The sequence below is a fragment of the Kitasatospora sp. NPDC048722 genome, assembly GCF_040650235.1.
Classification (GTDB): Bacteria; Actinomycetota; Actinomycetes; order Streptomycetales; family Streptomycetaceae; genus Kitasatospora.
In genome coordinates, this window is the sequence record NZ_JBEZGX010000104.1 from 4,123 (window position 1) to 6,359 (window position 2,237).

The following is a 2,237-nucleotide window of genomic DNA, read 5'->3' on the forward strand; positions in this document are numbered from 1 at the left end:
CGGCAGAGGGTGAGGCCCCGTCTGCCGACGGCGCCGGTGAGCGCAGCCACCGCGGCTCGGCCCGTTCGCCTCCGGGCGGCCTCTGCCCCGGGGGGCGGGCGGAGGCGTCGCGGTGACGGGGTTGCGGCTGTTGCGGCTGTTGTGGCGGTGGCCGGGCGGTGCGGGCGTGCTCGCCACGACGCTCTTGCGGGCAGAGCCGGTGCGCTGCGAAGGCGCGGGCCGGGCCGCCCGCCCTTCCTCCTCCACCGCCCGCGCGGCGGCACTGCACGCGAGCCGCCGGTGTCCGGCGGCGACGGCCTGCGCTCCCGCCACCGGACACCGGTCGCCGGTTCACCCGCAGGCGCGCGGGTGGTGGCGCACCCGGCACGGGAGAGGCCCCACCCGCGTGCATCGCCCGGCCGGCGGCCCCGCCCCCGCGCGCGGGGCCTGTCGGACCGGGGCGGTCACACACGCGGCCGCCAGGAACCCCGGCGCCTCTTCGGCCGTCCCCGGAACCCGGTGACGGGCGGCGGTCCCGGACACGAACCCGCCCCCACGGCCCCCGCCCCGGCCTTGGCCCCGCCCCGAGATCCCGCCCGGAAAAGCCCGCCGGCCCCCTGCCGGGCGGCCCCTCGCCCTCCCCGCCTCCCGAACACCCCCGGCTTGTAGGCTTGCCCGGAACATCCCCGGTTCGTGGAGGGAGGGCCCGGTGCGCGTCCGCCGGTGGATATGTGTGCTCGCGGGAGCCGTCGCGCTGAGCAGCCCGACGGTCGCGCACGCCCGCGGCGGAGGCGGCGGTCACGGATTCGGCGGCCACGGAAGCAGCGGGGGCAGCGGGGGCGGGGGCGGCCACGGCGGCGGCTTCCACGGGTCGGGCGGCGGTTTCGGGACCGGCTTCGGGACCGGTTTCGGGGCCGGCGGCGGCGGACTCGTCGCCCTGCTCGTGATCGTGGCCGTGGTCCTGCTGATCCTGTGGCTGTGGTCGCGGCGCCGCAAGGCGAAACTGGCAGAGGGCCTGAACACCGTCTCCGACCGCACGGCGCACCGCGCGGACGCGCAGGCGCGCGAGCGCGCCGCCCGTGTCTCGGCCCGCGTCGACGCCATCGCCGACACGGACGCGACCTTCGAACGCGCGGCGCTCGAACAACGCGCCGTGTGGCTGTACGAGACGGCCCAGCGCGCCTGGAGCGGGCACGATCACGCCACGCTGCAGCGGATCCTGTCCCCGGTGCTGTACGGCAAGTGGGCCGAGGAGCTGCGCGACTACGCCTCACGCGGCGAGGTCAACGTCGTGGAGATCGTCTCCGGCCCGCTCGTCGAACTGGTCGACGTCGCCAACCGCGCGGGCGAGGTGAACGACACCGTCACCTTCCGGATCACCGCGACGCTCAACGACTACGTACGCCGCGCCGACGGCGGACAGGCCGTACGCAAGGACGGCTCGACGCGCCCGGTCGAGTACTGGACACTGCGCAAGAACAGCGCCGGGGAATGGATCGTGTCGTCGCTGGAACAGGCCGCCGAAGGCGCGCACCACCTCAGCGGCGCCATCGAGACGGACGGCTGGGACCAGAAAGAGGTCGCCCGCGAGGCCGTGCTCGAGGTCGCCGGCAAGAACACGCTCACCGGGGCCGGCGACATCCTGTCGCTCACCACCATCTCGTGGAGCACCGACGCCGACACCGCCGCCGGCGATCTGAGCGTCCTCGACGGCCGCTTCGACAAGTCGGTCCTCGAGGTCGCCGTCGAACGGTTCCTCGAGGAATGGGTCATGAACGACGGCAGCCTCGACTTCACGCCCCTACGCACCGCCCGCCGCACCGTCCTGCGCCAGGCCGCCGTCACCCGCGTCACGGTACGCTCCCTGGTCTCCCGCGACCCCGTCGTCTTCCGCGTCGCGGTCGACGCCGAGGGCGTCTACTACGAAGTCGACCGCCGCAGCGAACAAGTACTGCGCGGTGACCCGCACAAGCGCAGACCCATCACCTTCACCTTCGACCTGCGCCTGGACGACACCCCCGCCCACGCCTGGACCGTCATCGCCACCACCGACGTGCAGTAGACACACCCCACACCCGGACCACACACCCGCCACACCCCGCCCCACCGGCCACACACCCGCCACCCCGCACAGCCCACCACCCCCGGCCACACACCCGCCACCCCGGCCGGCCCGGCCCGGCCGAAGGCAGCGGACCACCGGCGCGCCGGCCCGGCCGAAAGCCAGTCCGGCACAACGTGGAACCGGCCGCCAGAAC

The 2,237-nt window shown here is 75.1% G+C and carries 1 protein-coding gene; it reads left to right on the forward strand.

What is annotated here, in order from left to right:
* The first annotated feature begins 688 nt into the window (after nt 1–688).
* Nucleotides 689–2,041, forward strand: coding sequence for a Tim44-like domain-containing protein (locus tag AB0C76_RS39895; protein WP_359975226.1), 1,353 nt, complete (start codon nt 689–691; stop codon nt 2,039–2,041).
* Nucleotides 2,042–2,237 lie beyond the last annotated feature (196 nt).